The organism is Nitrosomonas ureae, from assembly GCF_001455205.1.
In the GTDB taxonomy this organism is placed as follows: Bacteria; Pseudomonadota; Gammaproteobacteria; order Burkholderiales; family Nitrosomonadaceae; genus Nitrosomonas; species Nitrosomonas ureae.
The window spans coordinates 1,411,703-1,430,385 of sequence record NZ_CP013341.1; the positions used below are offsets into that span (position 1 = coordinate 1,411,703).

Annotated in this window: 21 protein-coding genes; 15 read left to right on the forward strand and 6 right to left on the reverse strand. The window is 40.6% G+C overall.

Annotated features, from left to right (window positions below):
* Nucleotides 1-105: 105 nt before the first annotated feature.
* The gene (locus ATY38_RS06450) at nucleotides 106-369 is read right to left on the reverse strand and encodes a hypothetical protein (protein ID WP_062558587.1); all 264 of its coding nucleotides are present in this window, start codon (nucleotides 367-369) and stop codon (nucleotides 106-108) included.
* 388 nt (nucleotides 370-757) lie between these two features.
* On the opposite strand from ATY38_RS06450, the gene ATY38_RS06455 reads away from it, so the two are divergent.
* From ATY38_RS06455 to ATY38_RS06510, 13 genes are all read left to right on the forward strand, one after another.
* Nucleotides 758-958 carry a CsbD family protein gene (locus ATY38_RS06455; protein ID WP_062558588.1) on the forward strand — a complete coding sequence of 67 codons (201 nt, stop codon included), beginning with the start codon at nucleotides 758-760 and terminating at the stop codon, nucleotides 956-958.
* A 496-nt stretch (nucleotides 959-1,454) separates the two neighbouring features.
* Nucleotides 1,455-1,622, forward strand: a complete 168-nt coding sequence (locus tag ATY38_RS15420; protein ID WP_074701755.1) for a DUF1328 domain-containing protein — start codon at nucleotides 1,455-1,457, stop codon at nucleotides 1,620-1,622.
* A gap of 128 nt (nucleotides 1,623-1,750) precedes the next feature.
* Nucleotides 1,751-1,951: a CsbD family protein gene (locus ATY38_RS06460; RefSeq protein ID WP_176492718.1), complete on the forward strand. Its 201-nt coding sequence runs from the start codon at nucleotides 1,751-1,753 to the stop codon at nucleotides 1,949-1,951.
* A 30-nt stretch (nucleotides 1,952-1,981) separates the two neighbouring features.
* Nucleotides 1,982-2,284 carry an ATP synthase subunit B family protein gene (locus tag ATY38_RS06465; protein ID WP_062558590.1) on the forward strand — a complete coding sequence of 101 codons (303 nt, stop codon included), beginning with the start codon at nucleotides 1,982-1,984 and terminating at the stop codon, nucleotides 2,282-2,284.
* Between the two features lie 140 nt (nucleotides 2,285-2,424).
* Nucleotides 2,425-2,712: a sll1863 family stress response protein gene (locus tag ATY38_RS06470; protein WP_062558591.1), complete on the forward strand. Its 288-nt coding sequence runs from the start codon at nucleotides 2,425-2,427 to the stop codon at nucleotides 2,710-2,712.
* A 226-nt stretch (nucleotides 2,713-2,938) separates the two neighbouring features.
* Nucleotides 2,939-3,130: a hypothetical protein gene (locus ATY38_RS06475; protein WP_062558592.1), complete on the forward strand. Its 192-nt coding sequence runs from the start codon at nucleotides 2,939-2,941 to the stop codon at nucleotides 3,128-3,130.
* A gap of 81 nt (nucleotides 3,131-3,211) precedes the next feature.
* A complete protein-coding gene (locus ATY38_RS06480) occupies nucleotides 3,212-3,688 on the forward strand; it encodes a DUF4112 domain-containing protein (RefSeq protein WP_062558593.1) in 477 nt (158 codons plus the stop codon).
* 281 nt (nucleotides 3,689-3,969) lie between these two features.
* Nucleotides 3,970-4,725 carry a TerC family protein gene (locus tag ATY38_RS06485; protein WP_062558594.1) on the forward strand — a complete coding sequence of 252 codons (756 nt, stop codon included), beginning with the start codon at nucleotides 3,970-3,972 and terminating at the stop codon, nucleotides 4,723-4,725.
* Between the two features lie 243 nt (nucleotides 4,726-4,968).
* Complete coding sequence (locus ATY38_RS06490; RefSeq protein WP_062558595.1) at nucleotides 4,969-6,171, forward strand: catalase family protein; 1,203 nt, start codon at nucleotides 4,969-4,971, stop codon at nucleotides 6,169-6,171.
* A 165-nt stretch (nucleotides 6,172-6,336) separates the two neighbouring features.
* Nucleotides 6,337-7,425, forward strand: coding sequence for an AI-2E family transporter (locus tag ATY38_RS06495; protein WP_062560127.1), 1,089 nt, complete (start codon nucleotides 6,337-6,339; stop codon nucleotides 7,423-7,425).
* Nucleotides 7,426-7,965: 540 nt separating this feature from the next.
* Nucleotides 7,966-8,253 (forward strand): ElaB/YgaM/YqjD family protein, encoded by a 288-nt coding sequence (locus ATY38_RS06500; RefSeq protein WP_062558596.1) that lies wholly within the window; start codon nucleotides 7,966-7,968, stop codon nucleotides 8,251-8,253.
* A gap of 17 nt (nucleotides 8,254-8,270) precedes the next feature.
* A complete protein-coding gene (locus ATY38_RS06505) occupies nucleotides 8,271-8,756 on the forward strand; it encodes a phage holin family protein (protein ID WP_062558597.1) in 486 nt (161 codons plus the stop codon).
* A gap of 406 nt (nucleotides 8,757-9,162) precedes the next feature.
* Nucleotides 9,163-9,906, forward strand: coding sequence for a Crp/Fnr family transcriptional regulator (locus tag ATY38_RS06510; RefSeq protein WP_062558598.1), 744 nt, complete (start codon nucleotides 9,163-9,165; stop codon nucleotides 9,904-9,906).
* Nucleotides 9,907-10,065: 159 nt separating this feature from the next.
* On the opposite strand, the gene ATY38_RS06515 is transcribed toward ATY38_RS06510, so the two are convergent.
* The 5 genes from ATY38_RS06515 to ATY38_RS06540 form a co-directional block, all read right to left on the reverse strand.
* Entirely contained in the window at nucleotides 10,066-10,755 is a 690-nt protein-coding gene (locus ATY38_RS06515) for an MEDS domain-containing protein (protein WP_062558599.1), read from the reverse strand.
* Between the two features lie 828 nt (nucleotides 10,756-11,583).
* Entirely contained in the window at nucleotides 11,584-12,858 is a 1,275-nt protein-coding gene (locus ATY38_RS06520; protein WP_062558600.1) for a cytochrome P450, read from the reverse strand.
* 45 nt (nucleotides 12,859-12,903) lie between these two features.
* Nucleotides 12,904-14,976: a di-heme-cytochrome C peroxidase gene (locus ATY38_RS06525; RefSeq protein ID WP_062558601.1), complete on the reverse strand. Its 2,073-nt coding sequence runs from the start codon at nucleotides 14,974-14,976 to the stop codon at nucleotides 12,904-12,906.
* Nucleotides 14,977-15,568: 592 nt separating this feature from the next.
* Nucleotides 15,569-15,793: a hypothetical protein gene (locus tag ATY38_RS06530; RefSeq protein ID WP_013648516.1), complete on the reverse strand. Its 225-nt coding sequence runs from the start codon at nucleotides 15,791-15,793 to the stop codon at nucleotides 15,569-15,571.
* A gap of 931 nt (nucleotides 15,794-16,724) precedes the next feature.
* Nucleotides 16,725-16,922 (reverse strand): hypothetical protein, encoded by a 198-nt coding sequence (locus ATY38_RS06540; protein ID WP_062558603.1) that lies wholly within the window; start codon nucleotides 16,920-16,922, stop codon nucleotides 16,725-16,727.
* Between the two features lie 668 nt (nucleotides 16,923-17,590).
* Between ATY38_RS06540 and ATY38_RS06545 the strand changes: the two genes are divergently transcribed.
* Both ATY38_RS06545 and ATY38_RS06550 read left to right on the forward strand, forming a co-directional pair.
* Nucleotides 17,591-18,226 (forward strand): hypothetical protein, encoded by a 636-nt coding sequence (locus ATY38_RS06545; protein ID WP_062558604.1) that lies wholly within the window; start codon nucleotides 17,591-17,593, stop codon nucleotides 18,224-18,226.
* Between the two features lie 105 nt (nucleotides 18,227-18,331).
* Nucleotides 18,332-18,664, forward strand: a complete 333-nt coding sequence (locus tag ATY38_RS06550) for a DMT family transporter (RefSeq protein ID WP_062560128.1) — start codon at nucleotides 18,332-18,334, stop codon at nucleotides 18,662-18,664.
* The last annotated feature ends 19 nt before the right edge of the window (nucleotides 18,665-18,683 follow it).

An 18,683-nucleotide genomic window follows, 5' to 3' on the forward strand; every position in this document is an offset into this window, starting at 1 on the left:
TTTACTACTCTGAGTTTAAGATTGCCATGAAGAAGCGAATAAAAAGAAAAAAGGTAGCCATTACCTCTGAATATCAATGGCTACCTGCATGCAGTTTAACAAGGTCTAGTAAGAACTTTTTTGAGGGCTCTCTTCACGTGGTCCTCCTGAATTAATGTCGCGTTTTTCATTTTCAGAAGAATTCTGTTCTGCCTTATTGCTATCATCTTTTTTGTGAGATGAAGAATGGGGCTGCGCTTGCTTAGGGGAATTCTCTTTATCATCAATTTTATTTTGTGTCTGAGAATAGTCAGCAAAGACAGGCATACTCGTTAATAAGAATGCCGCACTGATAGCTAACGCTAGAGTTAATTTTTTTCCATGAATCATAATATTGCTCCTTTTTTGATTAACAGGTTTAATATGGTGCTTTCAATTCTCGCTTGCGTCTGTGCGCTGTCTCACAAACAGATAAAACTCATGCAAAAGCAATACTTGCGAGAAAGTATTTTCAAAAGAAAACATTGCAGAAAGCAATGTTTTTGATGTCATTGCTCATTTTTGTCTCAGCTTCGTATACGAGTAGTCATAAAATATGAATCCTTGGATCTTGCTTTCCAGTACGCTGCCCAAGAAGTTATTAAATGTTGGCTATCGCACATACAGATTCGATTTCAACCGATAATTTAAAAAACGATGATAAGAAAAATAATTCATTATTCTTGTTATCGCATAAATTTAATTAATGAAATTAGAAACTTACTAAGGAGAGTTAATTATGAATTGGGATCAAGTTAAAGGAAATTGGACGCAAGTTAAAGGTAAAGCCCAGCAACAATGGGGCAAATTGACTAACGATGACTTGGACGTTATTGAAGGAAGCCGCGAGGAATTCGTTGGTAAAGTTCAGGAAAGATACGGCATTGCAAAAGAAGAGGCTGAAAAACAAGTTGATGACTTTTGCAGGAAATGTAACTAACTGAATTAGTTAAATATACAGCTGTGATTACAGAGTTCACTTTTCATGAACTCTGTAATCGAAAATATTCAGCTCCACAGAATAACTACATACCTTCCCGACGGCCAGAGACCCTTCTCACAGCGATATCCTTCGTACTCATATAGTCCTCTCGCTACAAATTGGGCAATTCTGCCACCTTCGCACCGATATTCCAGTATTACGCCAACTTTTTCTTTAGTGAATACCTGCAATGGTGTTCATTCATGGTGACTGTTTTACTGTTCCATATGACACAAACCAGAGCTATCCTGGGCAATCAGGATGTTCTGCTTAACTTGGTGCTTTGTGTGTGATCGCACATACCACACAAAATTCCTGCGGTAATATTACCTTTGTAACGCCTGCAGTGCGGGACACAATCGATCAGAAGCATCAATAGCTTCTGAATATTATTTTCCAGGTTGATGTAATAAGTTAATGCGCTAATCTGGAGCCTTAAACAAGGAGAAAACTCATGATAAATTTGGCGATTACTTTCTTGGTGATAGCAATAATTGCCGCTCTATTAGGCATTACCGGCGTTGCAGGTATTGCTATGGAAATGGCTTGGATTTTGTTTGTTATCGGTGTTGTTTTAGCGATCGTATTCTGGGTAATGGGACGACGTCCACCGCCCGTGTAATTTTGTAATGGTATATAAATCGTAATTTCTCATAAAAGCAATTAAGGTACTGACGTTTGCAAATTTATCTAGCAAGTTAGGAGCCTCAATTAAATTGCTATCTCAATTTTAATCAAGGAGCATTTATTATGAACTGGGATCAAATCAAAGGTAATTGGACACAGATCAAGGGTAAGGCGCAACAGCAATGGGGTGAATTAACGAATGATGATCTGGATATTATTGAAGGAAAGCGTGAAGAACTGGTCGGCAGAATTCAGGAAAGATATGGAATCGCCAAAGAAGAAGCTGAAAAGCAAGTCGATGATTTTACAAAAAAATGTGAATAAATATTTTTATCGTAAAACGGAGGTATCAAAATGAATAGTTTAATGAAAATGACCGTAGCCTTAAGCGCTTTCTTGTTTATTATCGTTGCATCCAATAGCTATTCTCAAAGCGCCATTCAAAGAATGGATGATGCTGAGACACGGGCTGACAGACTGGAAGATAAAGCGGATCAGATAAGAGAAGCAGATGAAGATGCCAAAGAAGCAGTGGAGAAGGTGCGCGAAAAGCAGGCCGACAAAATGGAGGATCGTGCGGATCAGCTTAGAGAGTCGGCTGAAGATGAAGCCGACAGAATAGAAGATCGCGCAGACAAAGTCAGGGATAGTTATTAATGCATATTTACATTTCTGCTGCTCAGACTTAGACTCGAATCAAATCTAAATTGTTAGTTATTTATCTTTCTGATAATTAACAATGCAGATTCGAGCTGAATCCTACAATAAACAGTATTAAACAAAACAGGAGAATAGTTATGAGTATGAAAGAAGCCTACGAAAAGAAGCTGCAAGCGCAGCTGGATGAATGTGCCGCAGAGATCGATAAACTCAAGGCAAAGGCAGATAAAGCAGAAGCTGATGCGCAAATCGAATATTACAAGCAGATTGAAGAATTAAAATCCAAGCAAGCTGCGGTGGATGGAAAGCTTGCGGAACTCAAAGAGGCCAGTGAAGATGCGTGGGAAGATCTCAAGTCTGGTGTTGAGAGTGCGTGGGATTCACTGGGTAGTGCAATAAAATCGGCTGCTTCCAGATTTAAATAACAGCTACTGTGTGATATGAATGTGGAGAAATCTATTGTGGAAGTGTTCCTTTCCATTAAAGAAACTCCGGAAAGCTTGCATTTGTCAGCTTGCATTTGTCATTTCGAGCGTAAGTAAGAATCTCTAACAATCAATGTATAGGTTTTCTTGCGTGCTCGAAGTGACACTTCCCCGGCATTTTTCTACAAATAACAAATAATTCAACTTTAGATATGAGGTGTGCGACATGAATAAAATAATCTTATCAATTCTTCTGATATCGTCATCGTTAATACTGGCCGGCTGTGCAGAACAACAAGGTCCTGCCGAGCAAGCAGGTGAGAAAATAGACAGAGGGATAGAGAACAGCAAAGATGCGACTAGTGACGCTATTGAGAATGCGGGTGATAAGATTGAAGATGCTACTGATCGTTATTAAAAATGATCGGTTCCGATTAGTTTAAACTGTCACATAAAATTTTATCTCCCACTATTTTTATATTTTCAAGTATAAGATTACATGAATAAAGTTCAGATCGAACAATCAAAAGATAAGCTGAATCGATTGGCATGGTTATTAGACAACACTTTCCGTATTCCAGGAACACAAATACGGTTTGGTCTGGATGGACTGATCGGATTGATTCCCGGGATCGGGGATGCCGCAGGGGCAGTAATCTCAAGTCACATTCTGACACAAGCAGCTCAAATGGGCGTTCCCAAGTCAATCCTTCTAAAAATGGCTTTCAATATCGGATTAGATGCGATCTTGGGAATAATTCCTGTGTTAGGGGATGTCTCGGATTTCATGTGGAAAGCCAATCAACGTAATGTTCAATTGCTCAATGATTATCTTGAACAACCGGAAAAAACGGTAACGCACAGTCGTCTTTTTGTGGGACTATTGGGTTTCGTGGCATTTTGCGGTGTAGCTTTTATCAGTATGCTAGGCTTTCTGTTGATACGTTGGCTTTGGTTGTCAGTCGAAGGAAACTGATATAAGAAAACCCCACGTTCATAGTTCATTGACCTTGTTTGGCACTTGTCTTGTTGCTGTTTCATAAAAACCGGAATTAAAATAATACAACCAGCAGCAGTATGCCTTTATTTTTGTTTGCAACAAAATCATTTCTAATGGATGTTAAATTTTTAGGTCCTTTCAAAGATGCATTTATCAAGCAAGTGCATGAAGTGCGTGTGTAGAAATATAATTCTGCTAAATGACTAGCCATCGATTCTATATACCTATGATCAACCGTAGAAAAAAGAGGGAATTCTGTGTTTGAATGGCTGACAAGTCCTGAGGCCTGGATTGCATTGGGTACCTTAACCGCGTTAGAGATTGTCCTGGGAATCGACAATATTATCTTCATTTCCATTCTTGTCGGACGGCTTCCTGAGAATCAACGGGCTTACGCTAGAAGAATGGGGCTTGGGCTCGCAATGATAGCGCGCTTGGCATTGCTATTTTCAATTTCCTGGGTTATGGGTTTAACCGAACCATGGGTTACGGTTTTTGGCTATGAGATTTCCGGGCGCGATATCATTTTGGTCGGAGGAGGTTTGTTTTTAATTGCCAAAGCGACACATGAAATTCACAATAGTTTGGAAGGGGTCGAGGAGCGAGGGGCTCATGTGGTGGTTTCCGGCCTGGGGATGGTTCTGCTTCAGATTGCGGTTTTGGATATTGTATTTTCTTTGGATTCAGTCATTACGGCGGTTGGATTGGTTGATGAAGTCACCCTCATGGCGATTGCCATCATATTGGCAGTGTTGGTGATGCTGGTGGCGGCAAAAACGATTGGAGATTTTGTGGACGGACATCCCACGATCAAAATTCTTGCACTATCTTTTCTGATCCTGGTGGGCGTTACTCTGATGGTGGAAGGATTTGGGGTTCATGTGCCTAAGGGTTACATTTATTTTGCAATGGCTTTTTCCGTTACCGTAGAGATTCTCAATCTTCGGATGCGAAAAAGACAAGCGGAGCCCGTCAAGCTCTACAAAAAGATTTCAAAAAAGCATGACGTCTAACTAGTTTCCATGTTTGCGTAATTCATTAATAGCAGCTATTCGTGCGCTATCGCACATACTCGACAGCCTACTTCTGCAAAACTTTCAATCAGTCAAAAATTTTTCTTTATTTCCTGAATTACGCCAAGTAATTACAGGCCAATAAATCTGGAAAGCTATAAAAATATAAAGGATTAAACTGGAGCCTTGGAATTTAGTATATCTTCCAGGAAATTGAATTCTCTACTTTACTGTGAGATCACTATGCATTCATTCCCTATTCGTTCAATCTTTCCAGTTCCAGCGGTTTTTTTATCATTATTGATGTTGCTAACCGCTTGCGGAGCTCCATCGGAAAGCTCGTTGGTAGGCACAGTGCGATCCAACATTCAACTGGCACAATATGACAGTAGCATTGAGTATGATGCAGAAATTGGCGAATCACCCTGGCCAGATGAGGAAGCAGCAACATTGGCCATTAAAGAGATTATTGAACAGACGGTCAGGTCACGTTATATGAGTAATCTTCCTGCATTGCGCCATGTTCACCCTAAAGCGCATGGCTGTGTGTTGGCGGATTTCCGGGTCAATGAAACGCTTCAAGATGAACATCAGCATGGCGTCTTCCAGGCTAATGCCCTTTATAAAGCCTGGATTCGTTTCTCAAACAGCGATAGTGATCCATTCCGTGAAGACAAAGAAGGGGACGGACGAGGAATGTCCATCAAATTGATGGGAATTCCCGGCGAAAAACTCCTGCCCGATGAGCGTAGTACTCAGGATTTCTTAATGATTAGTCATCCTGCATTCTTCATTAACGATCCACAGAAATATTTAGGCTTAGTCCAGTCGCTCAGCAGCTCGAATCTGCTGAGTCAATTATCGGTACCTCTCTCGCTGGGCATTGAGGGATCAATCATTGCGGCGAAGATCAACAGTAAAAAGATTGCGAATCCACTTTACACACGGTATTGGTCTGCAGTGCCTTATCAACTCGGTTCAGGATCATACCGCCGTGCAATGAAATATTCCGTAAGACCCTGTAATCAATTGGATAACACTCCCCAGGAGATCCAGTTTAAGGATCCTAATTACCTGCGTGCAGCGATGAAGCAACATCTGAGTACGAACGATGCTTGTTTTGAGTTTTTGATTCAGACGCGCGATACCGGTACAGCAGCAGGAGCTGCGCTCAGTATCGAAAGAGTCACGAACGAGTGGAAAGAAAGTGAGGCGCCCTTCTTTCAGGTTGCAACTATCATCATTCCCCAACAGGAATTTGATAATCCGGAACAGCATAAATTTTGCGAAAATCTTTCATATACGCCTTGGCATGCTGTACTCGAACATCGTCCACTCGGTGGAGTCAACCGGATTCGGAAAGTCGTTTATTCTTCCCTTGCGAATCTCAGACACAGTATGAACGCTGTCCAGCCTATTGAACCAACAGGTAATGAAAATTTCTGAAATCAAAGTTGATACAGTTTGGAGAAGTTTAATTTACTTATAAATTCTATGGTTTCACTGCTTACGAAACTGTTCTCTTCAAAACTTGCATACTTTCGGTTGTCGATTTTATTTCTGAATGGGGTACATTCAAATTGAATTATGCGTAATCTGGAAGCGTCCAGGATGAACACAAAGGAATATATTCTGCAGTTTGCCCGGCTAGTTGTAATCGCCATTCTGCTTATGGGTTGTTACCAGATTCTTCATCCATTTATTCCCGCGATCGTGTTCGCGATGGTGGTATGTATTTCGACTTGGCCGATTCATCTGCAGTTGCGCAGGGCATTAGGCGGAAACACCACGCTAGCGTCACTGTTGATGATAGGGGGAATGATACTGCTGGTGATCATTCCATCAGCGTTGCTTGCTTTCAGTCTGGCAGACAATGTTACCGCCATAATCGATGCCGTCAAAGTGTTTATGCAACAAGGTTCGATTGAACCCCCTGCATGGCTTAAAGATACTCCATTCTTTGGTGAGCAATTTATCCGCTACTGGAAAGGATTGATGTCAGGAGGGAAAGAAGTAGGCATGCTGCTCACCGGATTGCTTGAACCGCTCAAGAATTTTCTCCTTAATCTGGGTAATGTGATCGGCAAGAGTTTGTTGCAAATGGTTTTTGCCGCATTTATTGGTTTCTTTTTCTATCGTGACGGTGAAGCGCTGATACAAATGCTGCACAATGGGGTCGCGAAACTTCTGGATGGCAGTCTTGGCACTGATCCTTTAGTGCAAATTCACAATACGGTTACAGGAGTGGTGTATGGTATTTTTGGTTCAGCGTTGGCACAAGCTATAGCGGCTATGATAGGTTTTCTTATCGCAGGAGTATCGGCATCAGGTGCGTTTTTACTTGGCTCTGCGACTTTTTTTCTCTCAGTAATACCCATGGGACCCTCTTTAATTTGGGGAGGTGTCAGTGTCTGGTTTCTCTATGAAGGATCCTACGGGTGGGCGGTTTTCACGGTGTTGTGGGGTATTTTTGTGATCAGTAGTATTGACAATTTTGTCAGGCCTTATCTCATCAGTCGCGGAAGTAATCTATCTTTCCTATTGGTTGTTCTTGGTGCATCGGGAGGTATCATAGCTTATGGTTTTATCGGTATTTTCATCGGTCCTCCCATTCTGGCTATAGGGATCACTTTAGTGCAGTTATGGACGTCGCAGCCTTTACCTCCAATTAAAATTACTCAAACAAATCATCAACATTAACGTTTTAAATTGTTGCGATAAGTAATATTCCTGATATGTGTCTGCTCTGCTTGCATCGTCATATCTGTTATTGTAAGTGTGCCCATTGTCTTTCTTTGTGTGTTGCCGCACATACCCTTAGAAATTGATACTGTAGTATCTTTTTATGGTTGTGCGATATATAGAAACGATTGCGGAGTGTAACCTTTGTGAAATTCGTATACACTCACTAAGTTTTCTTAAGAAATATACATATTGCCACCAATTGTCTAATTGATTATCGATTAGGTGAACAAACTAATTATCACAAATTAAAAGGAGGCTCAAATGGGTAAATATTTTCTAGCATGGCTACTCGGAGTGCCAGTAAGCGTATTGGCAATTATTTATTTGTTTAATATGTAAATTCTTAGAGATCTCTATAATCAGTAGTGAATTGAAAGATAAAATGAGATCATTCCTGTTAGATATTGCTTGAGACATTCTTGTCTAAAGAACAAATTAAATTTCTTGTGATTTGATTGTCAATTATCGAACTTAAGTTCAAACGGAGGTTAAGGTATGGCAACAGCAGATGAATTTAGTAAAGAAATGGATCAAATAAAGAAAGATTTCGCCAGTTTGCGGAATGATATCGGTTCGATATTGACTTCAGTGAAGGATCTGGCAGAAAAACAGGGGCAGAACGTTTCTGACTTAGCTCACGATGCCGAGAAGACTGTTAAGAATCAAGCTAAAGAAGCCGGAGAGAATATGGAGAAATATATCGAAGAAAGACCATTAACCAGCGCGCTGGTTGCCTTTGGCAGCGGTTTTATAATCGGTATGCTACTGAGTAATAGACGCTAACTATCAACGTGGCATAGATGCTACCAAAATTGTTGGCCGAGATACTTGCTGCTGAAACAGCCAAGTTATGGAAAGGATCAGTCAGATTGGCCATAATCATGGCCTTTCTGGGATTATCCGTGATGGCAATGGTCGTGGGTATGATTTTTGTGCTTATTGGCTTGTATTTATCATTAGCAGAGGCAATGCCTTACTGGCAAGCTGGAGCGATTGTTGGTGGCGGGGTGTTTTTATTTGCTGCCTTATTGCTAATAATTATTTCACAGCAAGGTCACAGCGCACCACTGAAAAGCGATAGCTTGACCACGCAGATTTCTGATGATTCCACGGCTCAATTGGGATCCGCGATAGGAAATATCGTTGCTAAATCCAATATTAAAACTAGCGACATTGTGCTGACGGTTTTAATCTCGGGAATAGTACTGGGTGCCAGCCCTAGTCTGCGTCAGCAGATAATGACTGTTCTTTCGGAAGTGGCTAAATCCAAATCAAAGGATAAATAACTTGAAGTGTTGAGTTTATGACATTGACGGAATTATACAAATTCTTGGAGTTTCTCTGAAAGTTAAGCTAGCTTTAGTCCTATGAAATCGGGGGTTACGGACATCAGGAAAAATTAAGATGGTGCTTGTTGTGAGAGTCGATTGACTTCTTCATGCAGGTCGGTTCTGCACATATCATCCGTTTATATTGCCATTTTTAGCTTGCCATATATTCATATCTTAATGGACTTTATGAATTCTTCACATTTCTATGTTATATTCAAATGTTATCAAGTAACGCTCCATAAAGATTATGTAAGTAATTGATTGTATATTTTATCTTCCAGAGCACGATGATTCAAAGAAAAATGTCTGTAGAATTATTCTGAACAAAACAATAATATTTTTCCAAGTCGGGGCTATCATCATGTTAACTAATACTTCCTATACTTTTCAAGAAAATAGTATTCTAGGCGCATTGACAGCAGCGGAGCTCGACAGCTTAGCACCTCATTTAGAGCTTGTAACATTGCTTCATTCCGAAGTGCTGTTTGAAGATAATGATATGTTGCAATATGTTTATTTTCCAGTTACCGCTACGGTGTCTCTATTATGTTGCCTGGAAGATGGGTCTTGTGTGGAAGTAGCCATGGTAGGCAATGAGGGGATAATCGGAATTTCCGTAGTGCTGGGTAATAATGCAAAAACCCTGACACAAGCGATCACCAAAATTGAAGGCCAAGCTTATCGAATTTCCGTAAGAGAATTGAAAAACATCTTAGCTCGAAGTGGAGGCCGTCGTGCTGGTACATTAAAGAAATTGCTATTACGCTATGCTCAGACGCTTTTTGTACAAATATCCCAGGCTACGGCATGTAATCGTCGGCATGCATTAGAACAGCAATTGTGCACGTGGCTTCTTTCATGTTTTGATCGTGGTAATTCAAGTAATTTATCAATAACTCAGGAATTGATCGCCTATATTCTAGGTGTTCGCCGCGAAAGCATTACGGTGATTGCAAAAAAATTACAGGAGGAAGGAATGATAAATTATTCTCGTGGCCAGATACAACTCAAGTGTAGAGAAAAACTTGAAATCCATGCGTGTGAGTGTTACAGCATAGTGAAAAATGAGTCTGATCGTTGGGTAATCGATGCTAAAGCTGCTTAAACCGATAGTTTACAGCCCGGGATTTAATTATGAGTATCGTATAATGTTTTCTGTCGTAGAAACGAAAGAAAATCCCTGAGTACAACAAATAACACTCAATATAACCTTCCTCGCTTCATCCCAGAAGGTTAATGGGATTATGGAATTAGTAATTGCTGTTTAAGCAGGGGGAATAGGCGGCGCAACGGAAGTGAATGAATTAAATTTCTCAATAATACGCTTCCATGCCAATCCAAAACTATCTAATAATTCATTCGCCTCAGACGATATGGAGAGGTCAGAAACTTCTAACGGAATGTGATGTGTATGACACCTACAGATACGCTCCAAAGCTTCATCATAGGTGCTGGGGTCGAGATGGCTAAAAGAATAGGTGCAAAGTAGTGAAAATTCAATTTTTTTGAATAAATCATTCCATCGATCCTCAAGCTGCATAGCCTCGTCATATGCTCCTTTTTGCCAAAGCACGTCAACCATTTCACCAAAGATACGAATTTTGTCATATTTTAGTTTCATGACCCCAAGGGGATCTGAAACGAATTTTTCGAAAGCTTCTGCATCTATTCCGTCATCCATCCATAAGCTTGATAGCAGGAATTCCGCATCTAAGAATTTTATTTGACCCTGGTCCTTAAAAGACTGCACATCGAGACCTTGAGTCACAAAAAAGTCCATGAGAGCTTTTCTCAATGAGGGTCTGGCAATAATAGCTACAGCTTCACCGTTACTTAGCCCCTTAACGACGTATTGTGCAACTGAATTAACTTTCACACCTTGATCTCGGCACACTTTAACAATGTGATTACCAGAAATGGGATCTGTTAACACTCCGGGTCCAGAATCAATCATTTTGCGACCTCAATTTAAAAGATTATACAATTGCTCAATATTATAAAAAAGCTATCAATTAAAATTCTTCTCTTTCTTGGAAAGCTTTTGCATGTAATTATAATATATCTCTTTGTAAGAAAAATAAGAATTTATATGATTATTAAGATATTTGGATAAAGTTTAATAAGAATTTAAATTAATGGCATAAATTTTTAGTTCAAATTTTCTTTACTTCTAGAATTCCTACATAGAAGCATAATAAATTGCTTAATTAATGAAATTTGATTTGTTCTTTAAGAATATTCTGAATTATAAGTACTTTTGATGCATATTTCTGGGGCTCCCGTATTAAAGTAGAAGTTTCTTGCTCAGGATTTTGAATCATTGTTTAAAAAACAGCTTCTTATGTCTTGGGTGGTCTTTCGCTTCGTATGCGCTTATTTTAGTGAACAAATCTTTCCCAAACATTGATGCTCCATTAGTATCGCGGGGTTTCTAAAAGAATGGTGCCTTGCTGGAGAATCAGAGCGCGACTACAAGAAAACAAGAAATTAACCAAAATATTGATAAAGAAATTGAAAGATTGGAGTAAGTATCGTTAGCGGAATTTAAACACAAATACTATGCAAATCCACTTGCTGCTTAGTTTTATGAGCCTCGACTCGAGTTTATAAGGTAATTTAGCAGTGTTCTATGATGAAAAATACAAATAATTTACGATAGAACACTGCACTTCTCTAGCTGATGCCAAGGGTGGGGTCTAGGCTGTAGTAATTTCCTTTTATCCTTATCTGAACAGATTTATGTAGATACCGATAACGGTAAAATTACAAAAAACCGAAAATTTCACTGTGTATTCCAAGACAGGATATATGATTCCGGGAATGGACCGGATTTATAATCAATATTGCCTTCTGGTTCAACATTCTTCTGAAGAAATACTTGCCGCACCATTTCAGGAATCATGACCATGCCGACATAACGTCCCAAGCACTCGTGATCGCCGAATCCAAAATGAAAATAATTATACCAGTTACGTTGCGGGATAAATTCTTCCGGTGACTCGAAGGCTCGTTCATCGAATGTAGCGGATAATGTTACTGGTAACACATAAGTACCTGCTCGCAATACTGTTTCATGATCGGTGCCTTTTGCCGCAGTATAGTCGCTTACGGTTGTCCGGAACAAATAGGGTGTAATCGGAACAAAACGTAAAGCTTCCCAGACAATGCCATCGAATTCAGTAGGATCATCTTTCTGTGCAGCGGTTTTTGCCTTCTCCAGCCACACCGAATGTTGAAACAGGTATTGCAAAACCTGAGCCACGGCTTGAGCGGTCGTCTCAATGGCGCCAATCAGCAATCCACCTGCATTGATACCTAAGCGCTTAATGTCGAAATCCAGTTCTTTCGCAAAACTGGTGCGCAACATTCGAGTAACAATATCATCTTGCAATCTAACGATAGTGGAAAATGTTAATTTTTCAATTTTTACCGCTAGAAGGCGCTTTGCAATCAACATAGTGATATAGTCGCTAAGCTTCTTGGAAGTCTCGTTATGGCGATCAATAATGCGCTGCGACAATTCCGGAGGAACCAGATCGAAAGGTTGGTTATGAAAAGTATCATATTGATTCCAGTAGGACCATTCAATCAGATCTTCTCTTTTGGCTCCTGTCAGCCCAAAATATTTTTGTACTAATGTGGCCGGAACCATGCGACAGAAACTATTCACCACTTCAATTTGGCCATTAGCATTACTCAAAATCCCTTTGGCAATATCCGCAATCATATTACGTACGCGCGGCAAATCGTCACGATTCAGCATAAATTGCATCAATGATTTTTCCCGCGTATGCAGTGCGTCATCATCATGCGCCATCAGATAATTATCCATTTTCGGAACATACGGCTTGACGGTAAAAACCTTGTACATAGTCAGTATTTCTCTAACATCATCAAACCGGGTTACCAGTGTACAGTCGGGTGTTATCAGAATGGGCCGCTTAGCGCGCAATTCCTTAAAAAAAGGTAAAGGCTCGGTATCCATCCAACGTCGAACCAAAGGGAATTTCTCTACGTCGGCGGTAGCATCGTAGCGTTCTAGATAATTTGTACTCATTTCATCACTCCCTGTCCATTAATAAATGATAGCTGAAGATTCTAATTACAGAATTTTGAGATATTCAAGCAGATCCAACCGTTCCTCTTTATTGAGTTTCGGCAAAATCTTACCATCAGATTGAGCTGTCCCGCCGGATGAGTACTCGTGACCCGCATTACTATTACCCTTTAAACTGGTATCAAAGGTAAAACCTTTGTATCCTTCACTTTTAAGGCCAACTTTTTCAGGGTCGAATTCACGCGATCCCACTTGGAACTCGTCAGGACGATATTCATCATCTTCTGGATCGCCTTCGCGTTTTTTTGGCAGTAATAAATCGTAGAGTGTTGGTACTGACCCGTTGTGCAAATAAGGTGCTGTTGCCCAAATGCCATTTAATGATCTCGCCTTATAAGCGTTTAATGAAGCAAACGGATCGACGGTTGTGTCCGGGTCATAATCGCCGTGCTTAAGCGAAGGGTTAATTTTATTACGAACAAATGCTGTGGCGATATCTACAAGCCAATCGGTCCAACGTCGAAGAAACCATTTGTCGGGATCGGGAGTAGCTACTACATTTAAGGTCGCTTTTGTCAATAATGCGGCAACGGGTGCTTTCTGGTCGAGTAGAATATCCCCAATACCCACGCTCACATATTGGTTGCGCAAAATACCGGAATAGCCCTGATATTCCCTGCCGTTTTTGGCCATAACAGGATCTGTTCCTACGTCGCTGACTCGGGACATATGTGCAATGATGCGACGTTGCGGATCGGAGCGATCAATTCTGGCATGGCAGCTTTCACAATACTGATTGAACAATAGCTTGCCCCGAAAAACACGCTCCTTGTCTATTTCTCCCAGAATATCTTTCGGCCATACAGGGGACTGCAGTTTATCCAGATGTGACTCAATTCTGCTTAGATTATGCACATTTACAGAAGAATCAAAGCTAATTTTTTTAGTTCCAGCGGCTTGTCCGCCGATAAGGGTTGAAATACTAAATCCTTTTTCTTCTTTCCAATCCAACGTACCAAAAACCCCGATAACTTCCCCGGTATTGCGTCCAAGAGGACCTAACCCGGCATTGGCAGCCAACCCGTTCCACTGCACATAATCATGTTGTGGAATGTCCCATAAAAAAGGATAGCTGACAGGTGCGTTAGGCGGGTTAAACAATTTCTGACGCAATTTCCCTAATTGTTCCCACTCGAGTGTTTTGGTAAGACGCTCAACCAAATGATCACGCTGATCGCCGGTCATAATCTGGTCTACATTTTGCATGATTTTATTGAGCTCTGCTTCAGTCATGCCAGTATTGCCCAGCGCACCACCATCACTCAACAATTCTTTTAACACCTTATCATTGACGAGGTGTTCCAGCACACGGTTGTAAATGCGACCAAACGCATCCAATCGCGCGTAACCGTAGGGAACATTGTTACCGTCATCGTCAATACTGCGATTTATAGTAATATAGCTGGAGAGACGCTGCTTATATTTTTCCAGATCGCTTAATACTTCAGTTTCTGATTTGTAATTACCGCGCGCCAGGACATTTTTGATAAATCGGTCTTTCTTTTCCTCATTCCTTTGAGTGTAATGCATGGCTTTTGCAATATCCTTCATGATGCTATCCATGTCTGCACTGGCCGGGCCGCCATCAATACGAATACCTACGCCGTTATAATTTATTTGCCCGGTGTGGCAGGCCGCACAAGTTAAGCCTATGTATTCTTTATCCTTGTAACTATCTTTAACCCATCCGACGGGCAATGCATCTGGATTGCTGGAGGTTGCTTTCTGAGGGAGATAACGATAGAGGTTCATGTTCTCATCGGCACGAAAAAGCCCGGGTTTTTTCGGTTGTTCCAATGCCATAAAAAAATCATAAGGCATCAGATTCGATCCTTGCGTGGTAGTATAGAACCACAGGCTATCAGCAATATCCCAGCCTTGATCAAGGTATTTTACCGTTGTGTAACTATCTCCAAATAGATCTTGGGTGACAGTAGTTGCACCGCGTTCAGGATCGGTTTCCGGGATTAGTGTGCAAGCAGAAACTCCGGCGAAAATAAACAAGGTTAAAATAAAAGATAGCAGCTGATTTCTTGATGATTTTAATGATTGTTTCACGATGGCCCCCTTTCTGCCTGATTTTGTTTAACCATTACTGTCAGGAACAAGAATGACTTGCACAACAATAATGGTTCTTACATTTCATAATTATCTTGCAATACTGTTATGATTTCTGGTTACTTGCATTACATGATTCTTGACTATCTCTATTCGAGGTCCGTGCTCAGCGCTCAAGTCTGGCGCATGTTGTATCCTATGAGTTGCTCCTGCTCTGAATTATATTCAGAATTTACTATAGATAACAGCAATACTAACATGTCTCATAAAGCATATCGAAATAGATATCTAATCGATAAACAGGAAATACAAGCCCTCGTCCTGAAAAAATTATTCTCGATTCATGATCTTGTTACTGATAGGGTTTGTCGCCGATAATCTATGCCGCGAAATTGCATCGGTTAGCGGGCAATAAATAAAGGGAGTAGTTGTGGGATGATTTGCTGTGCTGAATAAATACTACTCACGCGTAGTTTGTGATTTATTACCGGAAGATTTGCTATTTCATTATTTCGGAGAATAAAAAAACCGCCACTGAGGCGGTTATTATTTCACAAGAAATTGAAACTATTTTCTTATTGATTGCAAAATATTAATGTCCTGGTTTGCTGGTTCCACCATATGGACGAGCATCAGCCCCTTCTTTTAAGCAATTACCATTACCGTCAAGACCGTGTGGGCATTCAATTTCTTCTCCACGCATAAGTTTTTCATAGTTTTCTTTTTCTTGTTCCGGCAACGCTTGACTAGGTCTGCCGCCACATGCAGATAATGCTAAAACTAATAAAGTTGCAGCTAAAAGAAGAGTATATTTCATCGTTTGATTTTCCTTATAAAATTTCTCAAAGTAAGTTTTGTAGTATATAACGAATTTAGTAAATCACTCAAGCAGGTTTTAAGTCAGCAATTTAATGGAGCTATATTGGTTTTTAAGATTTTTTAGAAAAAAATAACTGTCAAAGCAAACGATTTCACACAAAATACTTCGATGATTACTTCAATAATATGCGATGAGGGGCGGAGCCAGTAAAATAGAATAGGTCGTTAAGCTCAGTCATTGCATAACGCAAGTGGAGCAATGAGATAGATAAGAAATGCAAGTAATATTCTGAGGAATTCAAAGTTAAAGTGGCCCTGGAGGAAATACTTGGAGAGGAAATAGTGCCAGAGGTATTTTCCAAGGATCAAGATACTGGAATGATCGAAGTCTGCTATATGAATGATTTAACACCGAGTGATCGAATAATTAGCGGTAGAACGCGTTTTTGGGATCAGAAAGCTCAATCATTGAAGCTTGAAAGACGCAAGAAGAGGATAGTCTCCTAATAAATCGGCTCTTTTCCGGCGGTGCCAATTATTGAATCCGGCAGGTCCGATCTATTACTATACTGTAATCGGCTGGTGATTCTCGGTTAAGTTTCATTGCGAAGGATGAATGAGCGATAGAGCGTATGATCGATGGAAAAAGGCTTGGATTATCTCGCATTGCAGAGTATGAGTTGGTATTCTTGCAAGGTATTGAGTTGACGCTTACCCAACAGGCTGGATAACGATCTTTGCTTTTAAGCAACACACATTTCACTGCCAAAGCATGAATTCTTGCCCTCAAACGCAAGTCGCCTGAGTTCGATTTAACTAGCTTGGGTGGAAATTAACTTGACTTCCGCGTTGTGTAGTCCAAGAGGGGCACTTCACACACCACTACTTCCGATGCCGCGATGCCATCAAAGTAGTGGTGCATCATGACATTATTCTTGATCTTTACTTGATTTTTCTTTATTTGCTTCTTGAGTATCGCTTGTATCAAAAGTAGGCTCCGAATCTCTGGGAGCATATGCTGATGGAGGTGGCTTATCCATAGGGTAGCCATCAAGACTTTTTTTACCTTCGCATGCTGCTAATGTTAATAACGCAAATACAACAGCCAATAGTGAAAATCTAATCATTTAATCTCCTATATATTTTGGGTTTATCATTTTTTCAGATAGCATAATCGAAGTCACATCATTATTCAAATTTGAATTTTGTCCGGGTATGTACTTGATGATGAGTTTCTTCATGAATAAGGTTAATGCCTTAATGCATAGTAATATCCTGATTTTCAGTTTGTGAGTGGATTTAGAACTTCGATAAAATTAGTGCGTATCGTCCACGCTGTATTAATCCAGAGGTATTTACGTACAACAAGAGTCTCGTGCTGGACGGGCGCGGAGAAAAGATGTGGTCTGGATAGCACATTTAAAGAAGTCTATCTCTATCTGAATGCATATGGGATCGGGATTCGAGATCAAAGAATCAGTGGCAAAATACTTTCCACTCGCTCTTGCGATGGGAACTGCAAATATCAAACTTGGGAAATAATACTGAATCAGGTCTATTATTGCTCACTCAGCTGCCAGCTGATGAGTGAGCAATAATTCCTAAACCAAACGTTTGCCCAGAAATTGGAGACCACTTCTGTATTTTATAACTGTCATTCGTAGCAACCCTATGTCTGGGTACAAAAGTTCCAACTTACTAATATGAGCGGTTGCGGCGAATTGTTAAAGCTTGCTAAGCTGGTGTGTCCGCAATGTGTTGATCACATCCTATTTTTACTTGAGAAGGAAAGATAATGAAAATACTCAAAAGTATGAAAAGAATCGCATTGGCTTTTGGTTTCGCAATGTTGTTAAGTGGAGTGAGTTATGCAGGTGCATCAGGGTCGATTTTTGTAAAAAACCTTGGCCCACTTAATTCTTTTACGATAGATATTGCGAATGTTAACCGCACCGGTGGTTTGATTAAAAGCCTTGTGTTTGATTTGTCCGGCACGCAGTGTGGCGGCACGGGGTGTATACCCGGAGAGTCTCTGGTATTTGGTGGTTTGCAAGATTCGGATTTCGTACATGATCAAGCTGGCAATGGGGTTTCGTCATTGTTTGGCGTGAATAACGCACTGCAATTCGGTTTCAACTTTACTGGTTATGATCCGCTCGATAAATTCCAGTTTTTGTGGGATCCCGATGTTGCAAGTAATGGTGACTATGCTGCGATAGTATCCAATCTGATCGGAATGGTGATTACAGCATCCGTCGTTTTTCCCGATAATTCAACTTTGATTTACTCTGGAACCATGGCAGCAGTGGGTTCCGATGTTGCGGTTAATCTCCTTCCTGTTCCGGAGCCGAAAGTTTATGTCATGCTGTTTGTTGGACTGTGTTTGTTTGGTTTTATCAGATACCGCAGTAAGCAAGTTGTAATGGCCTAGTGTTAAGGCTAAGTAAAAACCTGGCATTCCATTGCGGAAGTTGATTTTAGATGTTTAAATTAATGCATGTTGCTACCGGGTAATGCAAAAATTGGAGTTATTGGAATGCAGCACTGGATTTTTCTTTCAGTCGCGATTATCAGTGAAGTGATTGCAACCTCGTGTCTGAAGGCATCTGAGGGATTTACCCGCTTGTGGCCATCCCTTGTAGTGATTGTGGGTTATGTGTTGGCTTTTTATTTGCTTTCTCTGACGCTCAAAACCATTCCGGTGGGGGTAGCTTATGCCATTTGGTCCGGTGCCGGATTGGTATTAATTGCGTTGAGCGGCTGGGTTTTTTTCGGGCAGTCGTTAGATATCCCCGCTATGGTCGGTTTGATTCTAATTGTTGCGGGGATTGTGGTGATCAATATGTTTTCGCAGACTGTTTCGCTTTGATTTTGATTAATGAATTAAC